Source organism: Actinoplanes teichomyceticus ATCC 31121, from assembly GCF_003711105.1.
GTDB lineage: Bacteria > Actinomycetota > Actinomycetes > Mycobacteriales > Micromonosporaceae > Actinoplanes > Actinoplanes teichomyceticus.
In genome coordinates this window covers 5,277,075-5,299,893 of the sequence record NZ_CP023865.1, presented here as the reverse complement: position 1 = coordinate 5,299,893, position 22,819 = coordinate 5,277,075, and the positions used below count along the sequence as shown (strand labels likewise).

20 protein-coding genes are annotated in these 22,819 nt (G+C 72.1%); 10 read left to right on the top strand and 10 right to left on the bottom strand.

Features of this window, described 5'->3' with window-relative positions; all coding sequences use genetic code 11:
- Positions 1 to 170: 170 nt before the first annotated feature.
- The 4 genes from ACTEI_RS23265 to ACTEI_RS23250 form a co-directional block, all read right to left on the bottom strand.
- Positions 171 to 1,229 carry a glycoside hydrolase family 26 protein gene (locus ACTEI_RS23265; RefSeq protein WP_122979587.1) on the bottom strand — a complete coding sequence of 353 codons (1,059 nt, stop codon included), beginning with the start codon at positions 1,227 to 1,229 and terminating at the stop codon, positions 171 to 173.
- Positions 1,230 to 1,522: 293 nt separating this feature from the next.
- Positions 1,523 to 2,767: a class I SAM-dependent methyltransferase gene (locus tag ACTEI_RS23260; RefSeq protein ID WP_145830897.1), complete on the bottom strand. Its 1,245-nt coding sequence runs from the start codon at positions 2,765 to 2,767 to the stop codon at positions 1,523 to 1,525.
- On the bottom strand, positions 2,764 to 3,516 hold the full coding sequence (locus ACTEI_RS23255) for a DUF2306 domain-containing protein (protein ID WP_164466057.1): 753 nt from the start codon (positions 3,514 to 3,516) through the stop codon (positions 2,764 to 2,766). Before ACTEI_RS23255 ends, ACTEI_RS23260 begins: the two co-directional genes overlap by 4 nt.
- Positions 3,517 to 3,977: 461 nt before the next feature.
- The gene (locus tag ACTEI_RS23250; protein WP_122979584.1) at positions 3,978 to 4,610 is read right to left on the bottom strand and encodes a DUF4360 domain-containing protein; all 633 of its coding nucleotides are present in this window, start codon (positions 4,608 to 4,610) and stop codon (positions 3,978 to 3,980) included.
- On the opposite strand from ACTEI_RS23250, the gene ACTEI_RS23245 reads away from it, so the two are divergent.
- The 6 genes from ACTEI_RS23245 to ACTEI_RS23220 all read left to right on the top strand — a co-directional run bounded on the left by ACTEI_RS23245 (position 4,594) and on the right by ACTEI_RS23220 (position 12,894).
- A complete protein-coding gene (locus tag ACTEI_RS23245) occupies positions 4,594 to 5,226 on the top strand; it encodes a nuclear transport factor 2 family protein (RefSeq protein ID WP_164466056.1) in 633 nt (210 codons plus the stop codon). The two genes, ACTEI_RS23250 and ACTEI_RS23245, sit on opposite strands and share 17 nt — an antisense overlap.
- 110 nt (positions 5,227 to 5,336) lie before the next feature.
- Positions 5,337 to 7,625 carry a glycoside hydrolase family 43 protein gene (locus tag ACTEI_RS23240; protein ID WP_122979583.1) on the top strand — a complete coding sequence of 763 codons (2,289 nt, stop codon included), beginning with the start codon at positions 5,337 to 5,339 and terminating at the stop codon, positions 7,623 to 7,625.
- A gap of 127 nt (positions 7,626 to 7,752) precedes the next feature.
- Positions 7,753 to 9,447, top strand: a complete 1,695-nt coding sequence (locus ACTEI_RS23235) for an ABC transporter substrate-binding protein (protein ID WP_122979582.1) — start codon at positions 7,753 to 7,755, stop codon at positions 9,445 to 9,447.
- Entirely contained in the window at positions 9,444 to 10,328 is an 885-nt protein-coding gene (locus ACTEI_RS23230; protein ID WP_122979581.1) for an ABC transporter permease, read from the top strand. Before ACTEI_RS23235 ends, ACTEI_RS23230 begins: the two co-directional genes overlap by 4 nt.
- Complete coding sequence (locus ACTEI_RS23225) at positions 10,325 to 11,314, top strand: ABC transporter permease (protein ID WP_122979580.1); 990 nt, start codon at positions 10,325 to 10,327, stop codon at positions 11,312 to 11,314. The genes ACTEI_RS23230 and ACTEI_RS23225 overlap by 4 nt, the downstream gene beginning before the upstream one ends.
- Positions 11,311 to 12,894, top strand: a complete 1,584-nt coding sequence (locus ACTEI_RS23220; protein ID WP_122979579.1) for a dipeptide ABC transporter ATP-binding protein — start codon at positions 11,311 to 11,313, stop codon at positions 12,892 to 12,894. Before ACTEI_RS23225 ends, ACTEI_RS23220 begins: the two co-directional genes overlap by 4 nt.
- A 50-nt stretch (positions 12,895 to 12,944) precedes the next feature.
- Here the strand turns inward: ACTEI_RS23220 and ACTEI_RS23215 are convergent, their stop codons facing one another.
- Positions 12,945 to 13,718 carry an SCO4651 family lipoprotein gene (locus tag ACTEI_RS23215; protein ID WP_122979578.1) on the bottom strand — a complete coding sequence of 258 codons (774 nt, stop codon included), beginning with the start codon at positions 13,716 to 13,718 and terminating at the stop codon, positions 12,945 to 12,947.
- Between the two features lie 218 nt (positions 13,719 to 13,936).
- Here ACTEI_RS23215 and ACTEI_RS23210 point away from each other — a divergent pair, with 218 nt between their 5' ends.
- A complete protein-coding gene (locus ACTEI_RS23210) occupies positions 13,937 to 14,920 on the top strand; it encodes an arabinan endo-1,5-alpha-L-arabinosidase (RefSeq protein ID WP_122979577.1) in 984 nt (327 codons plus the stop codon).
- A gap of 45 nt (positions 14,921 to 14,965) precedes the next feature.
- On the opposite strand, the gene ACTEI_RS23205 is transcribed toward ACTEI_RS23210, so the two are convergent.
- From ACTEI_RS23205 to ACTEI_RS23185, 5 genes are all read right to left on the bottom strand, one after another.
- Positions 14,966 to 15,502: a hypothetical protein gene (locus ACTEI_RS23205; protein ID WP_122979576.1), complete on the bottom strand. Its 537-nt coding sequence runs from the start codon at positions 15,500 to 15,502 to the stop codon at positions 14,966 to 14,968.
- A gap of 10 nt (positions 15,503 to 15,512) precedes the next feature.
- Positions 15,513 to 16,097: an amidoligase family protein gene (locus ACTEI_RS38565; RefSeq protein ID WP_239082484.1), complete on the bottom strand. Its 585-nt coding sequence runs from the start codon at positions 16,095 to 16,097 to the stop codon at positions 15,513 to 15,515.
- Positions 16,098 to 16,452: 355 nt separating this feature from the next.
- Positions 16,453 to 17,268: a hypothetical protein gene (locus ACTEI_RS23195; RefSeq protein ID WP_122979575.1), complete on the bottom strand. Its 816-nt coding sequence runs from the start codon at positions 17,266 to 17,268 to the stop codon at positions 16,453 to 16,455.
- Positions 17,265 to 17,783 (bottom strand): SigE family RNA polymerase sigma factor, encoded by a 519-nt coding sequence (locus tag ACTEI_RS23190; RefSeq protein WP_164466055.1) that lies wholly within the window; start codon positions 17,781 to 17,783, stop codon positions 17,265 to 17,267. The genes ACTEI_RS23195 and ACTEI_RS23190 overlap by 4 nt, the downstream gene beginning before the upstream one ends.
- A gap of 303 nt (positions 17,784 to 18,086) precedes the next feature.
- Positions 18,087 to 18,977, bottom strand: coding sequence for an AbfB domain-containing protein (locus tag ACTEI_RS23185; protein ID WP_145830895.1), 891 nt, complete (start codon positions 18,975 to 18,977; stop codon positions 18,087 to 18,089).
- A 223-nt stretch (positions 18,978 to 19,200) separates the two neighbouring features.
- Here ACTEI_RS23185 and ACTEI_RS23180 point away from each other — a divergent pair, with 223 nt between their 5' ends.
- The 3 genes from ACTEI_RS23180 to ACTEI_RS23170 all read left to right on the top strand — a co-directional run bounded on the left by ACTEI_RS23180 (position 19,201) and on the right by ACTEI_RS23170 (position 22,769).
- Positions 19,201 to 20,262 (top strand): hypothetical protein, encoded by a 1,062-nt coding sequence (locus tag ACTEI_RS23180; protein ID WP_145830894.1) that lies wholly within the window; start codon positions 19,201 to 19,203, stop codon positions 20,260 to 20,262.
- A 20-nt stretch (positions 20,263 to 20,282) separates the two neighbouring features.
- On the top strand, positions 20,283 to 20,885 hold the full coding sequence (locus ACTEI_RS23175) for a class I SAM-dependent methyltransferase (RefSeq protein ID WP_122979572.1): 603 nt from the start codon (positions 20,283 to 20,285) through the stop codon (positions 20,883 to 20,885).
- 123 nt (positions 20,886 to 21,008) lie between these two features.
- Entirely contained in the window at positions 21,009 to 22,769 is a 1,761-nt protein-coding gene (locus tag ACTEI_RS23170; RefSeq protein ID WP_122979571.1) for a carboxypeptidase-like regulatory domain-containing protein, read from the top strand.
- The last annotated feature ends 50 nt before the right edge of the window (positions 22,770 to 22,819 follow it).

Below are 22,819 nucleotides of genomic sequence, written 5' to 3'. Positions count from 1 at the left end.
CCGGCGGGCCGGGGACGGGACGTCTGCCCGGCGGGCTGGAAACGGGACGTCCGCCCGGCGGGCTGGAAACGACGTCTCGCCGGCGGGGCGGAAACGGCGTCGCGCCCGGCGGCCCGGAAAGGCGACGAGCCGCCCGGCGGGATGCCGGGCGGCTCGTGGAGGTGCGTCGGTCAGCGGATGCTGACGTTGAACAGCGGGTTCGCGGCCAGCTTGCGGAACGCCGCCAGGCTCGTGGCGGTGCTGTCGATGCTGATGTCGCGGTCGCCGAACAGGTCCTTCTTGGTGTCGAAGTAGACGATCGCCTTGACCGCCGGGCGCTTGGCCAGCTCGGGCAGCACGCTGTTGAACTGCGCCGCCTTGTCGACGACCTTGCCGACGCGGTGGTACGCGCCCCACTCGGCGACCATGACCGGCTTGGTCGGGTGGTTGCGGGTGGCCCAGTCGTAGAAGCCGACGCCGCCCTTGGCCTTACGGTCCAGCAGATCCTTGAACACGCCGGCGTGGTAGTAGTTCTTCTCGGCGCTGACGTACGAGTCCAGGCCGATCCAGTCCACCACGTCGTTGCCCGGGTACAGGTCCTTCCACCAGGACTGACCCATCCACTTCTCGTTGCCCATGTAGGCGACGACGCTCACCACGTTGTTCGCGCCCTTGGCCCGCAGCCGCTGGATGACGTGGCGGAACGAGGCGGCGAAGTCCTTGGCGGTCATGCCGGACTTGGGGTCGGTGCGGACGTCGTCCTCCGGCTCGTGGTTGAGCACCAGGTAGAACTTCTCCGAGAACTTCTGCTTGAGCCGCTCGGCGAACGCGTCGATCCGCTTGTCGTGCTTGCCCGCGGCGACGGCGGCCCAGGTGGAGCCGTACTCGACGCGCCAGTTCAGCAGCAGCACGCGGGGGTGCGCCTTGTCCCGCGCCATCGCGATCTCGGCGTCGGTCGGGAACTTCTCGTCACCCTTGTGGTACGTGTGGAAGATCGTCGCGGTGCGTCCGCTGAGCTTCTCCCAGTTGCGGTGCTCCGCGTCGCGCGGCTTGCCGGTGAACCCGCCGGCGGCGGCCCCCCACAGCACCCCGCAGCTGGGCACCAGCTTGGCGTTGGTCACGCACGACTTGGACGCCGGCGAAACGGTCGGTGCGGCCTGGGCCGGTGCCGGCGTGGTCGTCGCGGTGCCGAGCCCGGCAACCAGAGCGGCCAGCGTCAGTACGGTCTTACGCAGCGTCGAGCGCTTCACGATGAATCTCCCCCGAGTTGTCCGGCGGTGTTGCCCGCCGGGCATGGGAAGAAGATTCCGGGAGTGGAGTTGTCAGGACGGTGCCCGTCAAGGTGCCCGCCGGTTGCTGTTCTCCGGGCCGCCGCCACGGCCCGGAGAAGTGCTCGGGGTTAGTTGTCGGCGGCCCGCACCGGCACATGAGAGAAAGGGGATCCGCTCGCCGGCTCAAAGGCAGACAGGCGCCCCTCGGCGGGGGGTGGTCCCCGGACACGCAGCTGTGAGACCACTGTTCGTCGGCTCGGCGCCGAACGCGGTCATGCCGGATCGGCCTTCGGGCCTGCTGCCCGCTCAGCGCGCAGCAGCGAGGCCACCAGGCTGCCGTCGGCGTTGGGTCCCTTCTCTATCACGGCCAGGTTGTGGTAGACGTGGACCGCGCTGATCAGGGCGTCGGTCGGCAGTGCGGCTCGCGCGTCCGGGCGCAGGAACTCCTCGTGGTGCAGGCCGTCGAGCAATGACTTGAGGAATCCGACGGTGAAACCCGGGTCGCTCAGGTCGGTGTCGCTGCCGCCGAACGGAACCGGCCAGTAGCAGGCCATCAAGTCCTCGATGACGTACAGGCCGTCCGGCTTGACGTGCGGGAACAGGGCGTTGAAAGAGGCCAGGACATGCTCGGGGCGGTGACTGCCGTCGTCGATGACGATGTCGAAGGGCCCGTGCCGTCGCACCACCTCGTCGAGGTCGTCGGTGTCCGATTGGTCGCCGCGAACGATGGTCATCCGAGGTTCGGCCAGCGGACTCTTGTCCAGGATATCGAGGCCGTGGACCAGTGCCCGCGGGAAATACCGTTTCCACATGCGCAACGAGCCGCCGCCCTTGGCCGGGTCGTCGAAACCGCCGACACCAATCTCCAGAATGCGCAGCCGGCGATCACGCAACGGGCCGAAATGGGTCTCGTACCGGCGGGGGTATTGATGCATCGCACCCCACTTGTCGGTGCCGTACCGCACTGCCAGCTCGGTCAGGTCGGAGGGCTCACGCCGGTCGAGCACCTGGACGAGGCGCTGCACGACGGCGTAGAAGACCGTCGGAAGGCTGGGCCGCTGCGGGGTGGGGAACACGACCTCGGGCCCGGGCCAGCGAATCCGGCGGGTCGTCGCGGACACGTCCGCCAGCGGGCCGTACAGCGCGCGGACGGTCTCGGACAGCTCCTGCGTCAGCGACGGCGAGAGGCTTTCCTCGTACGGGGCGCCGAGCTCGCCGGGCACGACCCGCACGCCGCCGGACGTGACCGCCAGGAACGTGGTGATGTCGCGGCCACGGTGCGAGAACACCACGGTGACCGCGGCCCCGTCGTCACCCGCCGCGGGCACGAGGTCCTCGACGCAGGCGCGGAACAGCAGTTCCGCGACCACGACGTCGGCCACCTCGACGGCGCCGAGGTCGTCGATGACCGCATCGACGTCGTCGTCGCGTGACGCCGTGGCCGCGAGCAGCCTCTCCACGACAGCGGTCGCCCGCGCCGCATCGCGCTGCCCGGCCGGACGTTGGTCGATACTCATACCGTCACCTTCTCGTCTTGGGTGGCTGCGGAGAGCTGCAGCGGGCGTCGTTGCGTCCGGCTGATCCACCAGTGCGCGATCAGCAGATCGAGCACCCAGGGGAACCAGCCGGTGTTCTCGCTGACCCATCGCATGTCGGCGCCGGGAATCATCATGGCCACGACGAATGCGATCCGGCTCCAGATGATGGAGAGGGTCAGCGCGAAGCTGTAGATCATCAGTCGCCGATGGTCGGCCCACCGGCGCTGGCGGGCCCGCCGGTAACCGGTGGCGGTGACCCACACCCAGAGCACGGTCTGCACACCGAAACCCACGACCACCGCGGTGCTGACGTCACCGAGGGTCTGCGACCGGATGGCGATGAGGGCGGCGAGTGCCGGCGCCCCGGCGACCACCGCGACGACGTACACCCGGCCGGCCACCCGATGCACCCGGGGGTGGGCGCGGCGCAGCCACGGCCACATCTGCATCAGACCGGTCAGCATCGCCACCGTCCCGGACCAGACGTGCACGACAAGCAGCGGATAATGCAGTGAGAGGCCCGGCCGCAGCGGGATTCTCGCCGTCGACGGGTCGAGGGAGAAGTACACCGGGGCGACGAATACGGCTAGCCAGGCAAGAACCACGAAGGTGAGCATGCCGAGCCCTCGCGACCGCGGCCGCCGGTTGTTCTGACGCTTCTTCGGTTCCCCGCCGACGTCGTTGCTCGTCATGCCGAGGTCAATCGGCCCGTCGGTGGAAAGCGTCATTGCGTACCTCCTGCGATCAGGACTGGCGAACAATTCCGGGCTGTACGCCAATGGCTTCCGGGAGCACAATGCCGCCATCCTACGATCGTCGTGGCGTAAACATTTCTCTGAGAATGCTGCAATCAAGGACAAACGCGGGCCGGCGCCGGTCAACGCGTTCCTCGAGGCCGGGATCGCTCACGGAACCCGGCATCGCGCAGGAAACGCTGACCGGCGCCCCGCAGCGCGGCATCCTGTCGCCGTTGCCGGCCGGCATCGAGCGGCCAGCGGGCGATGCGCATCTGATGGCGTCATGGAAGCCGGGCGCGGCGACGGGCGGCGAGTATCGGCGGACACGGCAGCGCCGGCAGAACCCGGCGACGTGGCGGCTGGTCCGTCACGCCGACGATGTCGTGGTCCCCGCCGTGTTCCTGAAAAGCCCTCGCTCAGCTGGCGCCCGACACCCGGGACAGCGGCGGCGCTCAGCACTCCAGCCAGGAGACGTGGTACGTGGTCTCCAGGCTGCCGTCGGTCGAGTCCATGGTCAGGAAGCTGGTGGTGGAGCTCTCCGAGGAGCCGGCGTCCACCCGCAGTTCGGTGTTGACGTTCAGGTATCGCTGCTCTCCGCAGGGCAGGTAGGACATCGACCCGACCTCGACCCGGTCGCTGTGCTGCCACTCGCTGTCCATCCAGCCGTGGAAGTCGTGCCGGATCCGGGTGGTGTGCGGCTCGCCCTGGAAGTAGTAGGACGCCGTCTCCGTCCCGCTCGCCCCCTCCTCGAGGTGGCCGAAGCCGCGGTGGTCCGCCCCGGCCACCGCGTACGTGAATCCCTGCGGCACGTGCACGTCCAGCGCGAGTTGACAGTTCTTGCGGAAATCCGTGGGCTCGGCGTCCGGTCCGACCTGTGCGATGAAGTCGCTGTAGGTGACCGTGAACGCGGTGTTGTCCGGGGAGACCTGCACGTCCGCGCTGCGACCGGGGCAGCCCGAGCCGTTCGCCGACACCACGTCGATGACCATCCGGTCCGCCGGGGGCGGCGAGCCGTGCCATGTCGTGGCCGGCGCCCCGCTCAGCGACGAGACGAGCAGCGCGCCCGCGGTGATCGAGCTCAGCATCGAGGTTCCTCCTGAAATGCGACGAATGGCAGATCTGCCGGGAACAGCAGTCGTCGTGGTGGAACGTACGATTCAGCGGGTCCGGATCGCCCGATATCGCGCACCGGCCCGCTCGTCAGTGACCGCCATGTGGCCGATCGGCGCACCCGGCGCCCGGCCGTCCGTGCAGAAAATCCGGGATTGCGATACAGGCGGCGTGACCTGCTGCTATGACCGCTTGGTTACCAGCCCGGTAATCGACGTGACGCCGCCGTGGTGCCAGGGTGCCCGCATGACCATCAAGGACATCTTCCTGGAGGCGTTCGGCCGCTTCGCCGCCGGCGACACCGGTGTGCTGAAAGAGATCCTCCGCGAGGATTTCGTCAACCACGACCCGGACAGCCCGCGCGGCCGGGACGAGTGGATCGAATTCACCCGGACCGGCCCGGTCGCCACCGCCACGCTGGAGCTCAAGCGCGTGATCGCCGACGACGAGTTCGTGGTCGCGCACCTGCGGCTCACCCCGCAGGACGGCGGAGCCGGCGAGGCGGTCGTCGACGTCTGGCGGTTCGATCAGGGCCGGATCGTCGAGCACTGGGACGTCAGCCAGCCGATCACCGGGCCCGACCAGGTCTGATCGCCGGGCCGCGGCTGTAACAGGTGTGAATCTGCCGGGTCGTTGCCGGAAAAATCCGGGCACGCCTACGGTCTCGGCGGCAAATCGGACCCGCTGAGGAAGTCGCCGAGATGAAACTCCGCACCTGGATGGCGCTGGCGGCGCTGGCCGTCGCCGGCCTCGTCACACCGGCCTCCGCGCAGGCCGCCGCGCCGGTCGCCCCGGCCGCGGCCCCCACCTCCTACACCAACCCGGTCAGCGCCGGGACCGTCGACACCTTCCCGGACCCCGCGGTGATCCGGGGCAAGGACGGCGCCTGGTACGCCTACGGCACCACCAACCCGATCCGCAACAGCAGCGGCGAGGCCGGCGAGCACATCCTGCCCGTGCTGTCCTCGCCCGACCTGGTCCACTGGACGTACCGTGGCGACGTCTACACCCCGACCGGCAAGCCCGCCTACTGGGCCGCCGGCACCCGGGCCTGGGCGCCCGACATCCGCTACCTCGGTGGCGCCTACCACCTGACCTACGCGCTCTCCACCGGCGGTGTCGCGCTGCTCACCGGCCCCACCCCGCTCGGCCCGTGGACCGATCGCGGGCTGCTGGTGAGGCCGTCGGACAGCGGCTGCCCGACCGGCGCCATCGACCAGGCGCTGTTCACCGACACCGGTGGCGTCAACTACCTCTACTGGGGCAGCTACGACACGCTCTGCGTGCAGCAGCTCAGCGCGGATGCCACCACCCGGGTCGGCGAGGTGACCCAGGTCGGGCGCGGCCGGCGCGCCGAGGGCTCGTTCGTGGTGCACCGCGGCGGCTACTACTACCTGTTCTTCTCCGACGCCGGCTGCTGCGACGGCGCGTTCAGCGGTTACACCGTCAAGGTCGGCCGCTCGATCAGCCCGAAGGGCCCGTTCGTCACGCCGAGCGGCACCGATCTGATGGCCCTGACCAGCAAGGACGGCATCGTGCTGAGCGCGAACGGGAACCGCTGGATCGGTCCCGGCCACAACGCGATCGCCACCGACCTGGCCGGCCAGGACTGGTTGGTCTATCACGCGATCCCGGCCGGCGAGCCGGACTTCCCGCCGGTCACCGGCGCGAACGGGGCCACCCTGAACCTCACCCGCCGCCCGCTGATGATCGACCGCCTGGACTGGATCGACGGCTGGCCGGTGGTCCGGGCCGGGGCCGGCCCGTCCGAGACGGCGCAGACCGGGCCGGTCACCAGCTGGGCGGTGGGCAGCACGTTCGACTCGCTCAGCGGGTGGAGCACGGCGTGGCCGACGGCCACGGATCCGGACTCCGGTGGGTTCCTGTCCGCCGCGCAGCGGTCCTTCTCGCTGAGCGACCGGGCCGTCTCCGGAGACGTACGGGTGGAGGGGGACCTGCGCTCCGGAGCCGGACTGGTGATCTCGTACGCCGATCCGCAGAACCACGTGGTCGCCTGGCTCGATCGGGGCGGGCAGCGGCTGGACGTGGCGGTGACCGTGCGCGGGCGGCGCAGCGACCACACGGCCGCCCTGCCGAGCGGATTCCCCCATGCCACCTGGCACACGGTCGCCGCGGAGCGGCGCGGCCGGAACCTGAGCGTGGAGGTCTCCGCCGACCGGCTGCGCGACCCGGTCGCGTCGGTCGCCCTGACCCTGCCGGCCGCGGTCGCGCTGACCGGCCGGATCGGCGCGGCGGCCACCGCGGCCGGCGCCGCCGCGGACAACATCGGCGCGGCTCCGCTGTACCGGCCGGTCACCCAGCGGGTCGCCGACCCGGCGGTGGGCGCGCCGCTGCCCGCCTACTCCGACGAGTTCACCGGCGCGGATCCGGCGTGGAGCTGGATCCGCGGGCGCGACGACACCACGCTGACCGGTGGCGCGCTGGTCTGGCCGACGCAGGCCGCCGAGCTGCACACCGGCACGAACACCGCGTCGGTGCTGGCGCGCACCGCCCCGCCGGGCGACTTCACCGTGGAGACCCGGCTGACCTTCGACGGCACCCGCGGCAACCAGCAGGCCGGGCTGCTGCTGTACCAGAACGACGACCGGTACTTCAAGCTCGCGCACTCGGTGCTGCCGCTGAGCGGGACGAGCCAGGTGACCCATCAGGTGGAGTTCGGCAAGGAGGGGGAGCGGCCGACCTACACGCCGCCGATCGCGGTGGCCAACGCGCCGATGTTCGGCGGGCCGGCGGCCGGGACGACCTGGCTGCGGCTGCGGTACCACTTCGACGCAGCGCACAACGAGGACGAGGTGCGTGCCGCGTCCAGCGTCGACGGGACCGTGTGGACCTGGGGCGGCGTGTGGACGCTGCCGCACACCGGGACGTACCGGATCGGTTTGATCTCGATGAACGCGCCCGGCGCGACGGCCTCGTTCGACTACGTTCGGACCTATCTCAACGGCGCGGACGCGACCGCCTGCGCCTGACCGCCGGTCCGGGTGCCCGGCCGGAACCAAATTTAAAGGATTTGCTTCGAGTGTTACGCGGATAGTGCACATTGCCTATCGATCCGATAGGTTCACCGCTGTTGTGGCTCCGTCCTAAGGAAATCCCATGCGCAGATTCGTGCCTATCGTTGCCTCGGTGACCGTGCTGCTCGCCGGTTGCCAGGGCGGAGCCGGTGGCGACACCACCGCGTCGGACGCGGCCTTCGATCCGAAGACCTGTCAGGGCGGCACGCTCACCGTGCTCAACCAGGGCGGGATCAACCACCTCGACCCGGCCCGGCTCTACACCTCCGGCGGCGGCAATCTGCCGTCCCTGCTGTTCCGCACGCTGACCACCCGCAACCGGCAGCCCGGCGAGGCCGGCACCAAGCCGGCCCCGGACCTGGCGACCGACCTGGGCACCCCCTCGGACGGCGCCAAGACCTGGACCTACCACCTGCGCGACGGGATCTTCTTCGAGGACGGCACGCCGATCACCTCGGCCGACGTCAAGTACGGCATCGAGCGCTCGTTCGCTCCCGAACTGCCCGGCGGCGCGCCCTACCTGCGCGACTGGCTGGCCGGCGCGGCCGGTTACCAGGGGCCGTACAAGCAGCCGGAGGGGATCAAGGCGATCGAGACGCCGGACGACAAGACGATCGTCTTCCGGCTGCGCAAGCCCGAGGGCGACTTCCCGTACCTGGCCACCGCCACCCAGTTCGCCCCGGTGCCGAAGGCCAAGGACACCGGCGCCGAGTACGAGGCGCACCCGATCTCCAGCGGCCCGTACCAGGTGGAGTCCTACCAGCCGAAGAAGTCGCTGGTGCTGGTGCGCAACAAGCACTGGTCGAGCAGCGTCGACGAGCTGCGCTACGCCTGCCCGGACCGGATCGAGGTCACCTCCGGCCTGGACGCCGCGGTGATCAACCAGCGGCTGGTCACCGGCGCCGGCAAGGACGCCAGCGCGGTCACCACCGACGCGGTCGTCGGCCCCGAGCAGCTCGCCCAGCTGGGCACCGGCTCCGAGCTGGACAAGCGGGTCACCCGAGGGGAGTTCCCGTCCACCACGTACCTCGCCTTCAACACCAAGAAGGCGCCGTTCGACAACCAGAAGGTCCGCGAGGCGCTGTCCTACGCCATCAACCGCACCTCGGTCGTCAACGCCCTCGGCGGCTCCGCGGTGGTCGGCGCGTCCACGACGTTCCTGCCCCCGCAGAAGGCGCTCGGCCACCAGCCGTACGACTACTTCCCGGCCGGTGACAGCGGCAACCCGGAGAAGGCCAGGCAGGTGCTCGCCGAGGCCGGGCTGACCGGACTGACCATCGACCTGGCGTACGAGAACGACGACAGCGAGGGCATCGGACCGAAGGTCGCCTCCGCCGTGCAGGAGGCGTTCAAGCAGGCCGGCGTCACGGTGAAGCTGAACGCCATCGACGCCGCCACCTACCGCGACGTGGTCGGCAAGCCGGCCACCCAGCCCGGCCTGGCGCTGGCCACCTGGGGCGCGGACTGGCCGTCCGGCGGCCCGTTCCTGATCCCGATCTTCGACGGCCGGCAGATCATCACCGCGGGTGGCAACTTCAACCTCGCCCAGTACAACGACCCCGAGGTCAACGCGGAGATCGACGCGATCAACGCGCTCACCGACCCGGCCGCGGCGGCCGCGCGCTGGGGCGCCCTGGACGCCAAGCTCGGCAAGCTGGCGCTGGTCATCCCGCTGACCCACGAGAAGGACGTCTACCTCTACGGCAAGAACGTCAAGAACGCCTACGCCGACGGGTGGCGCGGCCAGCTCGACATCGCCCGGATCTCGGTCAAGTGATCCGTGCGCTGCGCCGGGACCGCGGCTTCGTCGTGGGAGCGGTGATCGCGGCCGGCATGGTGCTGGTCGCGGTCACCGCGCCGCTGCTGGCCGCGCTGGCCGGGCAGGACTACACCACGTACCACGACGACCTGCTCGACTCGGCCCGCGGCGGGGTGCCGATCGGGTCGTTCGGCGGGATCAGCGGCGAGCACTGGCTCGGGGTCGAGCCCGGCACCGGCCGCGACCTGTTCGCCCGGCTGGTCTACGGCGCCCAGGTGTCGGTCGGCGTCGCGGTCGCCGCCACCTTCCTGGAGGTGCTGCTCGGCGTCACGGTCGGGATCGCCGCCGGGCTCGGCGGCCGCTGGGTGGACGCCGGACTCAGCCGGTTGATCGACCTGGTCCTGTCGGTGCCGGTGCTGGTCATGGCGATCTCGCTGCTGGCGATCGTGCCGCAGGACTGGCCCCGGCCGCTGCTGCTGGCCGCGGTCATCGCGATCCTCGGCTGGGGCGGCACCGCGCGGATCAGCCGCGGCGAGACGCTGACCCTGCGCACCCGCGAGTACGTCGCGGCCGCACAGGTGTCCGGAGCGTCCTGGGGGCGGGTCGCGCGCCGGGAGATCCTGCCCGGCCTGACCGCGCCGATCCTGACGTACGCCGCGCTGCTGCTGCCCACCAACATGGTGGTCGAGGCCGGGCTGTCGTTCCTCGGCGTCGGCGTACGCCCGCCCACCCCGTCCTGGGGCCAGATGCTCTCCAGCGCCACCACCTGGTTCCGGGCCGACCCGTGCTACGTCTTCTTCCCCGCGCTGCTGCTGTTTCTGACCCTGCTCTCGTTCGTGCTGGTCGCCAACGGGCTGCGCCGGGTGCTCGACCCGCGGCAGCGGGCGGTGCTGCGATGATCGGTTACCTGATCCGCCGGGTCGCCGGCGCCGGCGTGGTCCTGCTGGTGCTGTCCGCGCTGATCTACGCGCTGTTCTACCTGGCCCCGTCCGACCCGGCGATCCTGACCTGCGGCAAGGGCTGCACCCCGGAACGGCTCGCCGACGTGCGCGCCGCGATGGGCCTGGACGACCCGATCTGGACGCAGTACGGCCATTTCCTGCAGGGGCTGTTCGCCGGCCGCGACTATCCGGCCGGCCCGGACGTGCGGCACTGCCCGGCGCCCTGCCTGGGCTACTCGTTCGAGACCGACCAGCCGGTCACCGCCCTGCTGCTGGACCGGCTGCCGGTCTCCGCCTCGCTGGCGATCGGCGCCGAGGCGCTGTCGCTGGCCGTCGGCATCGGCGCCGGCATGCTGTCCGGGCTGCGCCGCTTCCGGGTGCTCGACCGGGTGGTCAACGGCCTGATCCTGGCCGGGTACACGGTGCCGGTCTTCCTGGTCGGCCTGCTGCTGCTCCTGCTGTTCTGCGTGCACCTGCGGTGGCTGCCGTTCCCCGGGTACGTCCCGTTCACCACCGACCCGCTGCTGTGGGCGCAGAACCTGCTGCTGCCGTGGGTCGCGCTGGCCGTCATCCAGAGCGCCGCCTACGCCCGGCTGACCCGCTCCGGGTTGCAGGAGACGCTGGCCGAGGACCACATCCGCACCGCCCGGGCGTACGGGATCCCGGAGCGCCGGATCCTCTGGCGCCGCGCCCTGCGGGGCGCCCTGCTGCCGCTGGTCACGCTGACCGCGGTGGACCTCGCCGCGATCATGACCAGCGCGGTGCTGACCGAGACCATGTTCGGCCTGCCCGGCGTCGGGCAGCTGCTGGTCGGCGCGGTCAATCAGATCGACCTGCCGGTGGTCGTCGGGGTCACCCTGCTCACCGGTCTGCTCATCGTCGTGGCCAACGCCGCCGCCGACCTGCTCTACGCCGCCGTCGATCCCCGGGTGGAACTGCGATGACCCTGCTTCAGGTGGACGACCTGCGGATCAGCTTCGGCGACAAGCGGGCGGTCGACGGGCTCTCCTTCACGCTGCCCGCCGGTGGGTCGCTCGGCGTGGTCGGCGAGTCCGGCTCCGGCAAGAGCTCGCTGGCGCTGGCCCTGCTCGGACTCGGCGGCGAGGCGGCCGGCCGCATCGATTTCGACGGGACCGACCTGGTCACCGCGGGGCCCGAGCGGTGGCGCCGGATCCGCGGTGGACAGATCGCCATGGTGTTCCAGGAGCCGCTGACCGCGCTGAGCCCGTTCCACACCGTCGGTGACCAGATCGCCGAGGTGTACCGGCTGCACACCGGCGCGTCGCGCAGGGCCGCCCGGGCCCGCGCGGTCGAGGTGCTCGCCCAGGTGCACATCCCGGACGCGGCGCGGCGGGCGGGGGCGTATCCGCACGAGTTCTCCGGCGGGATGCGCCAGCGCGCGCTGATCGCGATGGCGATCGCCTGCCGGCCGCGGCTGATCGTCGCCGACGAGCCGACCACCGCCCTGGACGTGACCGTGCAGGCGCAGATCCTGGACCTGCTCGGTGAGGTGCGCGCCACGACCGGGGCGGCGCTCCTTCTGATCAGCCACGACCTGGGCGTGGTGGCCGGATCGACGGATTCGGTGATCGTGATGCGGCGCGGTCGGATGGTCGAGCAGGGGCCGACCGACACGGTGCTGGTCGCGCCGCGCGCCGACTACACCCGGGCGCTGCTGGACGCGGTGCCCAAGCCCGGCTCGCGGGACTACCGGCCGGGCGAGCCGCTGCTGCGGGTCCGGGACGTACGCAAGCACTTCCGGCAGCCGCGCCGCGGCTCGCTGCGCCAGCCGCCGCCGATCCGCGCTGTCGACGGCGTCACCCTGGACGTGCACGCCGGCGAGACGCTCGGCATCGTCGGCGAGTCCGGCACCGGCAAGACCACCCTGGCCCGGATGATGGTCGGCCTGGTCCGGCCCACCGCCGGGACGATCACCTTCGACGGGGTGGACATCGCCCGGCGGCGCGGGCGTTCGGTGCAGATGGTCTTTCAGGACCCGCTCTCGGCACTGAACCCGCGGCGCACCGTCGGCGAGAGCATCGCCGACCCGTTGCGGCTCGCCGGCGTCCGCGATCCCCGTCCCCGCGTCGAGGAGCTGCTGGAACGCGTCGGCCTGGACCGCGGCGAGTACGACCGCCACCCGCATCAGCTCTCCGGCGGGATGCGCCAGCGGGTCGGCATCGCCCGGGCCATCGCCCCGTCCCCGCGTCTGATCGTCTGCGACGAGCCGGTGTCCTCGCTGGACGTCACCACCCAGGCGCAGGTCCTCGCCCTGCTTGAGGACCTGCGGCGGGAGCTGGGCCTGTCGATGGTGTTCGTCTCGCACGACCTGGCGGTGCTGCGCCAGATCGCCGATCGGGTGGCGGTGCTGCGGGACGGCGCGGTGGTGGAGATCGGTCCGACCGCCGAGGTGTACGAGCAGCCCCGGCACCCGTACACCAGACAGCTGCTGGCGGCCGTGCCGGTGACCGATCCGGCCGAGGCCCGCCGTCTGCGGGCGTTGCGCACCGCCGGGGCCGGGTGAGGCCGCCGTCACCGGCGGCCTCCGCAGGCCCGCGCTCGGGACGGGAGGGCTCAGCCGCCCATCATCGTGATGGCCGACTTCGGCATCTCGACGGTCTGGCTCGCCGGCGGGGCCGACACGCTGACCTTGGTGCCCATGTCCGAGTAGCTGGCGACGGTCTGGCCGCCGCCGGAGATGACCGAGTCGATGTCCAGCGCCATCTTGCTGAGGTACCCCTGCCCGTCGACCTCCGCGGTGAACGGCACGGTCTTGCCCTTGAGCAGCTTGACCATCTCCGGGGTGGCCGACGGCGACTTGGACATGTCGACCGAGCCGGTGAAGGTGCCGTCCCCGGTCTTCGTGACGCCGATCGCCGCCTCCAGCATCTTCGCCGAGTTGCGCGGGTCGTTCTTCTCCAGGCTCAGCGCGCTGGTGGACGGCATCTTGCTGGCGTCGATGTGCATCCACTTGCCGTCGGCGAAGCTCTTCGCCGCGTCGCCGCCGTACTTGACGTAGAGGTCGTTGCCGATCTGGCGCATCTCAGCGGTGCTGCCGAGCGACGACATGTCCAGCGTCAACGCGATGAGCCTGTTCTCCGCGTCGAAGGAGCCGTCCGCGGTGATGCCGCCGACCGAGGTCAGGTGAATCTTGCCGCTGGAGCCGGTGAGCTTGCGGGCCGCCGCGACCAGCTCCTCGGCCGGGTTGGCCGGGGCCGTGGTCGCCGCGGCGGCGGTGGAGCCCGTGCCGCCGGTGGTGGTGGCCGGCGTGCCCTTGTCGCCGCAGGCGCTGAGCCCGGCGAGGGCCACCAGGGTCACCCCCGTGACGGCCAGACGTCCCATCTTCATCGTTCGTTGTCTCCCCGTCCCTAGGTATCGGCCGCTCACCCTAGACGGTCGGGTCAATCCGCCCGTGCCCGGGAGGCGCGGTCCCGTGCTCGCACCCCGGCCCTGGAGAGGATCTACGTCGATACCGGAGCCGAGGCGATCTTTTCCGGCCGCGCGGGCAACCTTTTCCCGCCCGGCGCGCCACCTACCGGGTACATCCCCGACCCGGAAGGCGATCCATGACATCCCGCTTCCGCAAGCTGCTGCTCGCCGGCGTCACCGGTGTGGTGGCCGTCGCGGCCGGCGTGTACGGCCTGAAGATGGCCGACGCCGCGACGTACCCCGACCCCGGCGCGGTGACCGGCTCGACCGGCGCGCACGACCCGACGATGGTGAAGAAGCCCGGCGGTGGCTACCTGCTGGCCGCCACCGGTGACGGCATCACGCTGAAGACCTCGGCCGACCGGACCCGGTTCACCGACGCCGGCCGGGCGTTCCCGAACGGCACGGCCTGGGCCGACGAGTACACCGGCGGCAGCGCGAACCTGTGGGCGCCGGACATCTCCTACCACGGCGGGAAGTACCTGATGTACTACGCCGCGTCCAGCTTCGGCTCCAGCAAGTCGGCGATCTTCCTGGCCGGCTCCACCAGCGGCGCGGCCGGGACCTGGACCGACTACGGCAAGGTGATCGAGTCGACGGCTACCAGCGGCTGGAACGCGATCGACCCGAACCTGACGGTCACCCCGTCCGGCGAGTGGTGGCTGAGCTTCGGGTCGTTCTGGTCCGGCCTCAAGATGGTCAAGCTGAACCCGTCGACCGGCAAGCGCGCCGACCGCACCATCCACAACATCGCCGAGCGCTTCGTCAACAGCAAGTCCGTCGAGGCGCCGCACATCTACCACCGCGGCGGGTACTACTACCTGTTCATGGCGTTCGACCTGTGCTGCAAGGGGGCGTCCAGCACGTACCGCACGGTGGTGGCCCGGTCGACGACGATCACCGGGCCGTACCGGGACCGGGCCGGCACGCTCACCACGGCCGGCGGCGGCACCGAGATCCTGGCCTCGCACGGCGCCATCCACGGCCCCGGCCACCCGGCGGTGCTCGCCGACAGCGACGCCGACGTGCTGGTCTACCACTACTACACGTCCGCGGGCGACGCCCGGCTCGGCATCAACCTGCTCTCGTGGAGCTCGTCCGGCTGGCCGACCGTCCACTGAGACCGGCGGGTGACGCGGCCGCCCGCGTCACCCGCACCGGCGCGCTCAGTCGGTCAGCCTGAGGTCGATGACGACGCCGTGGTCGGCGCAGGCGGACTGCAGGCCGCTGACGTGCCGGGTCAGCGGTTCCAGATAGGTCAGCGCCGCCACCTGGTCGTCCGTGCCCAGCTGGGTGACCTGCCACAGCACGTCCATCAGCTTGGTGCCGTGCTCGCGCAGGTCGGCGTACCGGGAGTCGGCGAAGACCCGGCGCATCGCGAGGTACTCCTCGCGGGTCAGCGTCTCGTCGGCGCCGCCCGCGGCCCGGTCCCGGTCGGCGAGGGCCTTGCAGGCGGCCACCCCGGAGTCCTCCCGGAGCACCCGGTCCCACAGCAGCCAGCCACTCCCGGCGAGCAGCATCAGCGACAGCGCCGCCACGGCGGCGAGCCAGGGCCAGAGCGGGCGGCGCGGCGGCGCGGCCGGGTGCGGATAGCCCGCAGGGAAACCCGCCTGCGGGTACGGCCCGGTGAACGGCTGGGTCGGCGGATGGTTGACGTACGGGTCCTCGGGGGGTGGAAACGGCTGCTGGGGCGGGTACGTCACCCTCCCCATCTCAGCCGACCCCGGCACCGCCCACAGTGGGCCGAACGGCCAGTTGTGCCGGTGTCACCCGATCCGGGAGCGCCGCCGCCGGCTCCGGGTGACAGCCGGCGGCGGCATGACCCGCGGGCCGGTCAGCCGCGCCCGGCCAGCGCCTCGGCGGCCAGTTCCAGCAGGGTCTCGACGTGCCCGCCGGGGGGATCGGGGCCGGATCCAGGCAGCGGTCGAGCAGCAGCTCCACCAGGGCCGCCCGGTCCACGACGGGGGCCGCCTCGATCCGGCCCGGCAGGATCCTGATCTCCACCGTGTCCCGCACCGGGGTGTCGGTGAGCAGCTGGGTGAGGTTCACGTCGAAGTACTTCGTCAGCTCGCCCTCGGCCGCGGCGGCCCGCAGCTCGGCGTACGTCGGTGTGCCGTTCGTGGCCGCCACCAGCGGCTCCGGCAGCGTCGCCAGCCGCCGGCAGGCCGGGTTGGTGCGCAGCACCTCCCGCAGCGGCTCCCGCCAGTGCGCGAACAGCCGCACCAGGTTCGCCAGCGCGTGCGGCGCGCGGAACGGCGCGCCGTCCACGTGCAGGTGCACCGCCGTCTCGTACGGCACGGTGAAACCCAGCTGGCGGGCCGGGCCAGCAGGCGCAGCAGCCGCGCGTCGTCGGTGAGCACCCGGAACCAGCCGGGCTGCGGGGGCGCCTTCGGGTCCAGCCCGGCGAGCAGCGTGATGTCGTCGACCAGGGTGCACAGCCACGCGCCGTCCGGCCGGCGCACCTGGAACCCCTGGGTGAGGTGCAGGAACCGGCCCAGCCCGGGGACCAGGGACGGCTCGCTGTCGGAGTGCCACACCGGCCGGACGCTGCCCCCGCAGCGCCCGGCCAGGTCCAGGGCGAGGGTGCGCCGGCTGGCCCCGGGCGGGGCCCTCAGCTCGATCTCGAACCCGGTGCGCCGGCGCAGCCTCTCGGTCACGGCTCGATCGGCAGGCTCTGTCCGGCGAGCAGCCGCTTGCCGGCGGCGACCTTCGCCTCGTACGGCGTCTTCAGGTGCCAGAGCTTGGCCAGCTTGACCGCGTCGTCGTAGTCGTACCCGGCTCGGTCGAACGCCTCGACCCGCAGCAGCTCCTGCTTCGACTCGGCGCTCTCCCGCTCCGGCTTGATCGGCAGGGTCTGTCCGGCGAGCAGCCGCTTGCCGGCGGCGACCTTCGCGTCGTACGGCGTCTTCAGGTGCCACAGCTTGGCCAGCTTGACCGCGTCGTCGTAGCCGTACCCGGCGGCGAAGAACTTCTGCACGGTGGCCGGCACCTGCCCCGGCTCGTCCGGGGTGGCCGGGAACGGCAGCGCCTGACCGGCCAGCAGCCGCCGCCCGGCCTCGGCCTTGACCCCGCCGATGTCGTCGGTCGACATGTTCCACAGCCGGGCGAGCCGGAGCGCGTCGTCGTAGTCGTAGCCCGCGTCGAAGTAGGCGTCCCACTCGGCGGTGGGCTCCGCGCTCGGGGTCGTGCTCGGTGCCACGCTCGCGGTCACGGCAGGCGTGGCCGGGGCGGCCGCGGCGATCGGGGCGCTCGACTCCTGCGGCCCGTCCGGGAGGATCGCCGGCAGGTTCACCACCGCGGCGATCAGCCCGGCGCCCAGTGCGGCGCCACCGGCGGCGGTCGCACCCCGGCGGCGCCACCGGTGCTTTGCGGAAAGCTCGACGACCTTGGCGTACACCGCGGCCGGGTCGGGGGTCTGGTTCTCGTGGGACTCGAATGCTTCGCGCAGCCGGTCACCGTGGTCGGTCACGACTTCTCCTCGGCAGTGATCAGGATTTGCCGCTCCGACTCCAGCCGGAGCGTTCGCAATGCCTTCGAGGCCTGGCTGCGCACCGTCGCCGGGGAGCAGTTGAGCAGATCGGCGATGGACTCGTCGTCCATCTGCTCGTAGTAGCGCAGCACCAGGACGGCCCGTTGCTTGCGGCCGAGCCGGGCCAGGCGGTGCCAGAGAGCGTCGGCCTCGGCGATCCGGTCGGCGTGGTCGAGCACCCCGCCGCGGGCGTCCTCGATCTCGGTCAGCCGCTCGCCGGCCAGATGCAGGTTGCGCACCGCCCAGGAGCGCCGCCAGGAGAGGTACTCGTTGAGCACCATCCGCCGGACGTACGCCTCCGGGGAGTCCGCATTGCTGATCCGCCGCCACCGGACGTGCGCCCGGGCCAGCACCTCCTGAACTACGTCCTGAGCGAGATACCGGTCGCCGGTGAGGACGACCGCGTAGCGCAGCAGGCTGGGCAGGCGGGCCATCGCGAATTGCTCGAAGGTCACACCCCCATCGACGTCCCCCGAGCTCCTCCTGTGCACCGCCACCCGGATATTTTTCCAGAATGCCCCGCGCCGGACCGGCCGATGACCATCACGGGTGACGGGCGCCTTGTCGAGCCGCCGCTCCGGCCGGCGCGTGCGGGGCTGGGCGTGGCGGTGCTGGACGGCTGAGACAGCCGCGCGGGGAGGGCCGGCCGGGCCGGCCCTCCCCGGACGCTGCCTCGGGGGCCTTGAGGCAGCGTCGGCCGGCGGCGCCGTCAGATCGAGGGGTGGCCGGCTCCGGGGCGTGGTCGGCTGGTGGCGCGGTCAGCCCACGGCGCGCGGCACGAGCGCGAGCGCGGTGCCGGCGGCGGACTCCCGCAGCCGGAGTTCGCCGCGGAATGCGGCCACGAACCGTTCCGGGAAATTGAGCGACCGCAACGCGAGCGCGGCGCCCGAGCGAATCCTGATCGGACAGAAAGTGGCGTCCTGGCGGAAAAGCTGGGACCCGTCCGGCCGGTGCAGCTTGATTATGAAGTTCTCATGCCGCAGGAAATATCCGGGAAAGTTTACAGATTCGAACGAGACGCAGCCGGAATTCCCGAGCCCGGCGCGCACGGTGAAGCTGGAGTCGGCCCGGTCGATGCCGCCGGGGGACGGCCCGACGGCGTCGATGCGGCCGAGGAGGTCCCGGTGCCGCACCCGCTGTCCGGGGTCGTCGGCGAGGGTCAGCGCGACGGTCGAGCCGGCACGCAGAGTGAGCGCCGTGGCGCGGCTCGGCGCGGGCCAGGCGCGAGTCGGCTTCGATGTACGCCGATGGCTTGCCGGTGTGGCCGCCGGCCGGGACGTGGGAGCGCTCCCGGTGGGTGCCGGGGTGGAGCTGCTGCTCGGCGCGATGATGACCGGCTGGGCGGGCGGCGGCGCGGGCGGCACCGCGCCGGCCACGAACGCCGGGTCGCCCGGCGGCGGATCGCCGCGCAGGGCCGCCGCGGAGAGCGCGGCCACCGCCAGCGTGGCGACCGCGACGGCGGTCAGGGCGGCGCGCCGGCGCAGCGGCCCGCCCCGGCGGCTCCACCCGGGGAAGCCGGGCGGCGGGGCCGGCGAGAAGGTGGCGGGTGTGGTCGGCCCGACCCGCGGTGCGCTGCAGCGCGCGTCGGGTGAATACGGCGGCACCCACCCACCGACCCGCAACCTCGAACGGGTGTCGTCTTCCGGCATGTATTCGCTTCCTGCAGTGCCTGTGGCCAACCGACTTAATGAAACGATAAGGATCTTTGCCCGGCCGGTGACGGATATCAAGGGGTGGCCGCCGCAATTTCCCGCAACGGCGTACAAATCTTTGTCACCGGCGGGCGAACCGAAGCTCGGACCGCTGCGTATACCCCGGTGGACCATCCGGCGTGGACATGGGGTGCCGGCTGGCCGCACCGAGGAGACATGCGTGGACAGTCCTGTTGTGCCCGGCACCGACGATCCGTCCGGACCCCCGCCGGCCTGGCCCCGGATCGCCGACTACTGGCCCGACGCCCCGCACCGGCTCGGCCCGCCCGCCGACCACTACGAGCTGCCCGGTGTGGACGCCACCCGCACCGGACCGGCCCTGCACACCCGGCGGCCGGTGGGCGAGACGGCGCCGGTGGCGGCGGGGCCCGGCGACCGTACCGGGCGAGACCTCAAGCCGGTGCTGGTCCTGCTGGTCGTGGTCCTGCTGGTGGGCGCCGGCGTCGCCGCCGCCGTGTCCTGGCCGCGTACCGGCCGCGACCCGGCCACGAGCCTGCCCGCGCCGCCGCTGCCGGCGCCCTCGCCGCCGCCGGCCACCCCGCCGGTCTCCATCGGCACCTCACCGCCGTCGCGCCCGGCGACCTCACGCCCGCAGCCGCCGGCCTCGCCGACCGCGCCGGGCGGCGCGGGGAGGACCACCCCGGCGGTCCCCGCCGCCGCCACCCTGGAGCTGGCCGACGGGGTGACCCAACTGCGCGTCCGGGTCGGCGACGTGCGCGGCGGCCTGGTGCGGGTGGAGACCGGCGCGGACAGCGCGATCACGGCGCGGGCCTCGGTCGACGGCGGCACGGTCCGGGTCGCCATCGGGCCCAGCGGGCGCACCAGTGGCTCGGCCCGCCTCGACGTACTGCTCAGCGACGAGGTCAGGTGGTCGTTCCGGATGCGCGGCGGGGTACACACGGCCGGGATCGACCTGTCCGGCGGCCGGGTCGGCGCGATCGAGCTGATCGGCGGCTCGGGCACGATGGACCTGGTGCTGCCGGGCCAGCGCGACGCGATCCCGATCACCGAGCGGGGCGGGCTCGGCACCTGGCGGATCGTCACCGGCGGCGAGGTGCCGGTGCGGGCACTGTTCCGCGAGGGCGCGGGCTCGGTCACCCTCTACGGCCGCACCGACGACGGGGTGGCCCGGGGCGGGACGGCCCGGGCGGGACGCGGCGACGGCGGGATCCGGCTGGACTCCACCGGCGGGGTGGGAGCCCTGACCGTTCAGGCACGGTGAGGCCGGGGGAGAATCGCCGGGTGACACGTACTCAGGGTGACGCCGTACCGCCGGAGGCTTCCGTCTCCCTCGACCACTTCATCGGTCTCTACGAGGCGAAGGACGACCCGTGGGACACCGCGACCAAGTGGCATGACCAGCGCAAGTACGCGGTCGCGGTGGCCAGTCTGCCGCGGCCGCGATACCGCCGCTGCTACGAGCCGGGCTGCTCGGTCGGCCTGCTCAGCGTGATGCTCGCCGAGCGCTGCGACGAGGTGCTGGCCGTCGACTGCGTGGACGAGGCGGTCTCGCAGGCGCGTACGGCCACCGCCGGGCTCGCCAACGTCCGGGTGGAACGCGCCCTGCTGCCCGCCGAGCTGCCGGACGGCACGTTCGACCTGATCGTGATCGGCGACCTGCTCTACTACCTCTCCGGCGACGACCTGAACCGGATGCTGGACGGCATGGTGGCCCGGCTGGAGCCCGGCGGCGACCTGCTCTCCGTGCACTTCCGCGACCGGGAGAACCCGGGCAACTACGACGGCTTCCACGTGCACGGCGCAATGGCCGGGCACCCGGGCCTGGAGCGCGTGGTGCGCCACGAGGACGAGTGGTTCGTCCTGGACGTCTTCCGTCGCGTCTAGCCGCGGCGTCGCGGCGGCGGCCGGGACGCAAGGGGTGCGGAAGGAGCAGGTGGCTATGATCCGTGTCGCAGCGAAAGTCATCGACGGCTGCGGACCTCTACCACCCCCCTTCGAGGACACTCCTTGCGCAGATCACTTCGAGCCCGGTTCGGGCTCGCCGTCCTGTCCGGGTTCCTGGCCGCCGGCGCGCTGACGGCCCCCGCGGCCGCCGCCGAGGGCACCGCCGTCGCCGGCACCCTCACCGATCCGTCCGGCCGGCCGGTGGCCTCCGCCTTCGTGACCGTCGAGAACCTCGACGGGAACGTCCAGTACACCTACACCGACGACGCCGGCGCCTACTCGGCCGACGTGGCGCCCGGCACCTACCGGGTCTCGTTCGGCTGGAAGTCCCTGACCCAGTGGGCGTACCGGCAGGTCACCGCCGACCGGGCGGCCACCTTCCCGGTCGGCGAGGGCGAGACCGTCCGGGTCGACGACCAGTTGCTGGCCACCGGCACGCTGAGCGGCCACATCACCCGCCCGGACGGCACCGCGCTGTACGGCTCGGAGGTGACCCTGCGGCGCGGCGGCGAGCCGGTCGCCTACGCCTACGTCGACGAGAGCGGCTTCTACAGCTTCGACGGGGTGCTGCCCGGCGAGTACCAGGTGGCGTTCGGCTGGAGCACCGCCGTGCACCACGTGCCGGGCACCTTCACCGTCGCCGCCGACGCGACCACCACGGTGGACGCGACGCTGCCGGCTCCCACCACGCTGGTCGTGAAGGCGGTCGACTCGGTCACCGGGGCGCCGGTGGGCGACTTCTGCGTGCAGGCGTGGGACCTTCCCGATCCGGTGTGCGGCGACGCGAGCGGCGCCACACTCAGCGACCTGCCCGCCGGGCCGGTGCGCTTCGACGTCGAGGCGAGCGGCTCCGGTCTCTACCTCGCCAGCCGGGGAGTGACCGCCGAGCCGGCGGCCCACCGGACCACCACGGTGACCGTGCCCCTGGTCCTCGGCGGCCAGGTCGCGGTCACCGCCGTCGACCGGGTGACCGGGTCAACGGTCGCCGACGCCTGCTTCACCCTCAAGACGGTCGGCCGCCCGGAGGACTTCAGCGGTGGCTGCACCGGCCCCGACGGAACGGGGACGCTGTACACCCCGGCCGCGCCCGGCACGTACACGGTCTTCGTCCGGGCCCCGGGCACCTACGGCCACCAGTGGCTGGGCGCGTCCGGCGGCACCGGCGACCAGCGGGCCGCCGCCCGGATCACGGTCAAGCCCGGTACCACCACGAAGGCTCCGGCGGTACGGCTGGACCAGGCCGGATCCATCACCGGTGTGGTGACCGGAACCGCCGGCACGCCGGTGAGCGGCGTCACCGTCGACTACCGGGCGAACGCCAGCTTCGGTTCCGGCGAGGCGGGTGGGGTGCGCACCGACTCGTCCGGTCGCTACGTGATCGGCAAGCTCGGCCCGTACGCCTGGCCGTTGCTCTTCTCGCCCACCGCCGACCATCCGTTCCAGTGGTCCGGCAATGCCGGCAACCGCTTCCAGGCCACCCGGATCCCGGTCACCGCGGGCGGCAGCAGCACCTACGACTTCCGGCTGGCGAAGGGCGCGACGCTGCGCGGCTCGGTCACGCCGGGTGCCCGCGAGGTGCGGCTGCTGGCCCACAACGCGACCACCGGCGACCTGGTCGGCTTCTTCCACGGCTACCACGGTGAGACCGACGTGACCGCCTACGGGATCCCGCTGATCGGCGGCCAGCAGGTCAAGCTGCAGTGGGACCTGTACGGCGGCTCGGACGCCAAACTGTGGTACGCCGACGCCACCGACATCAGCACCGCCACCAAGGTGGGCATCCCGGCCACCGGCGTGAAGACGCTGAACCTGACCCACGGTTGAGAGCGTGCCGGGCTGCCGCGGACACGGCAGCCCGGCCGCGGACCGATACC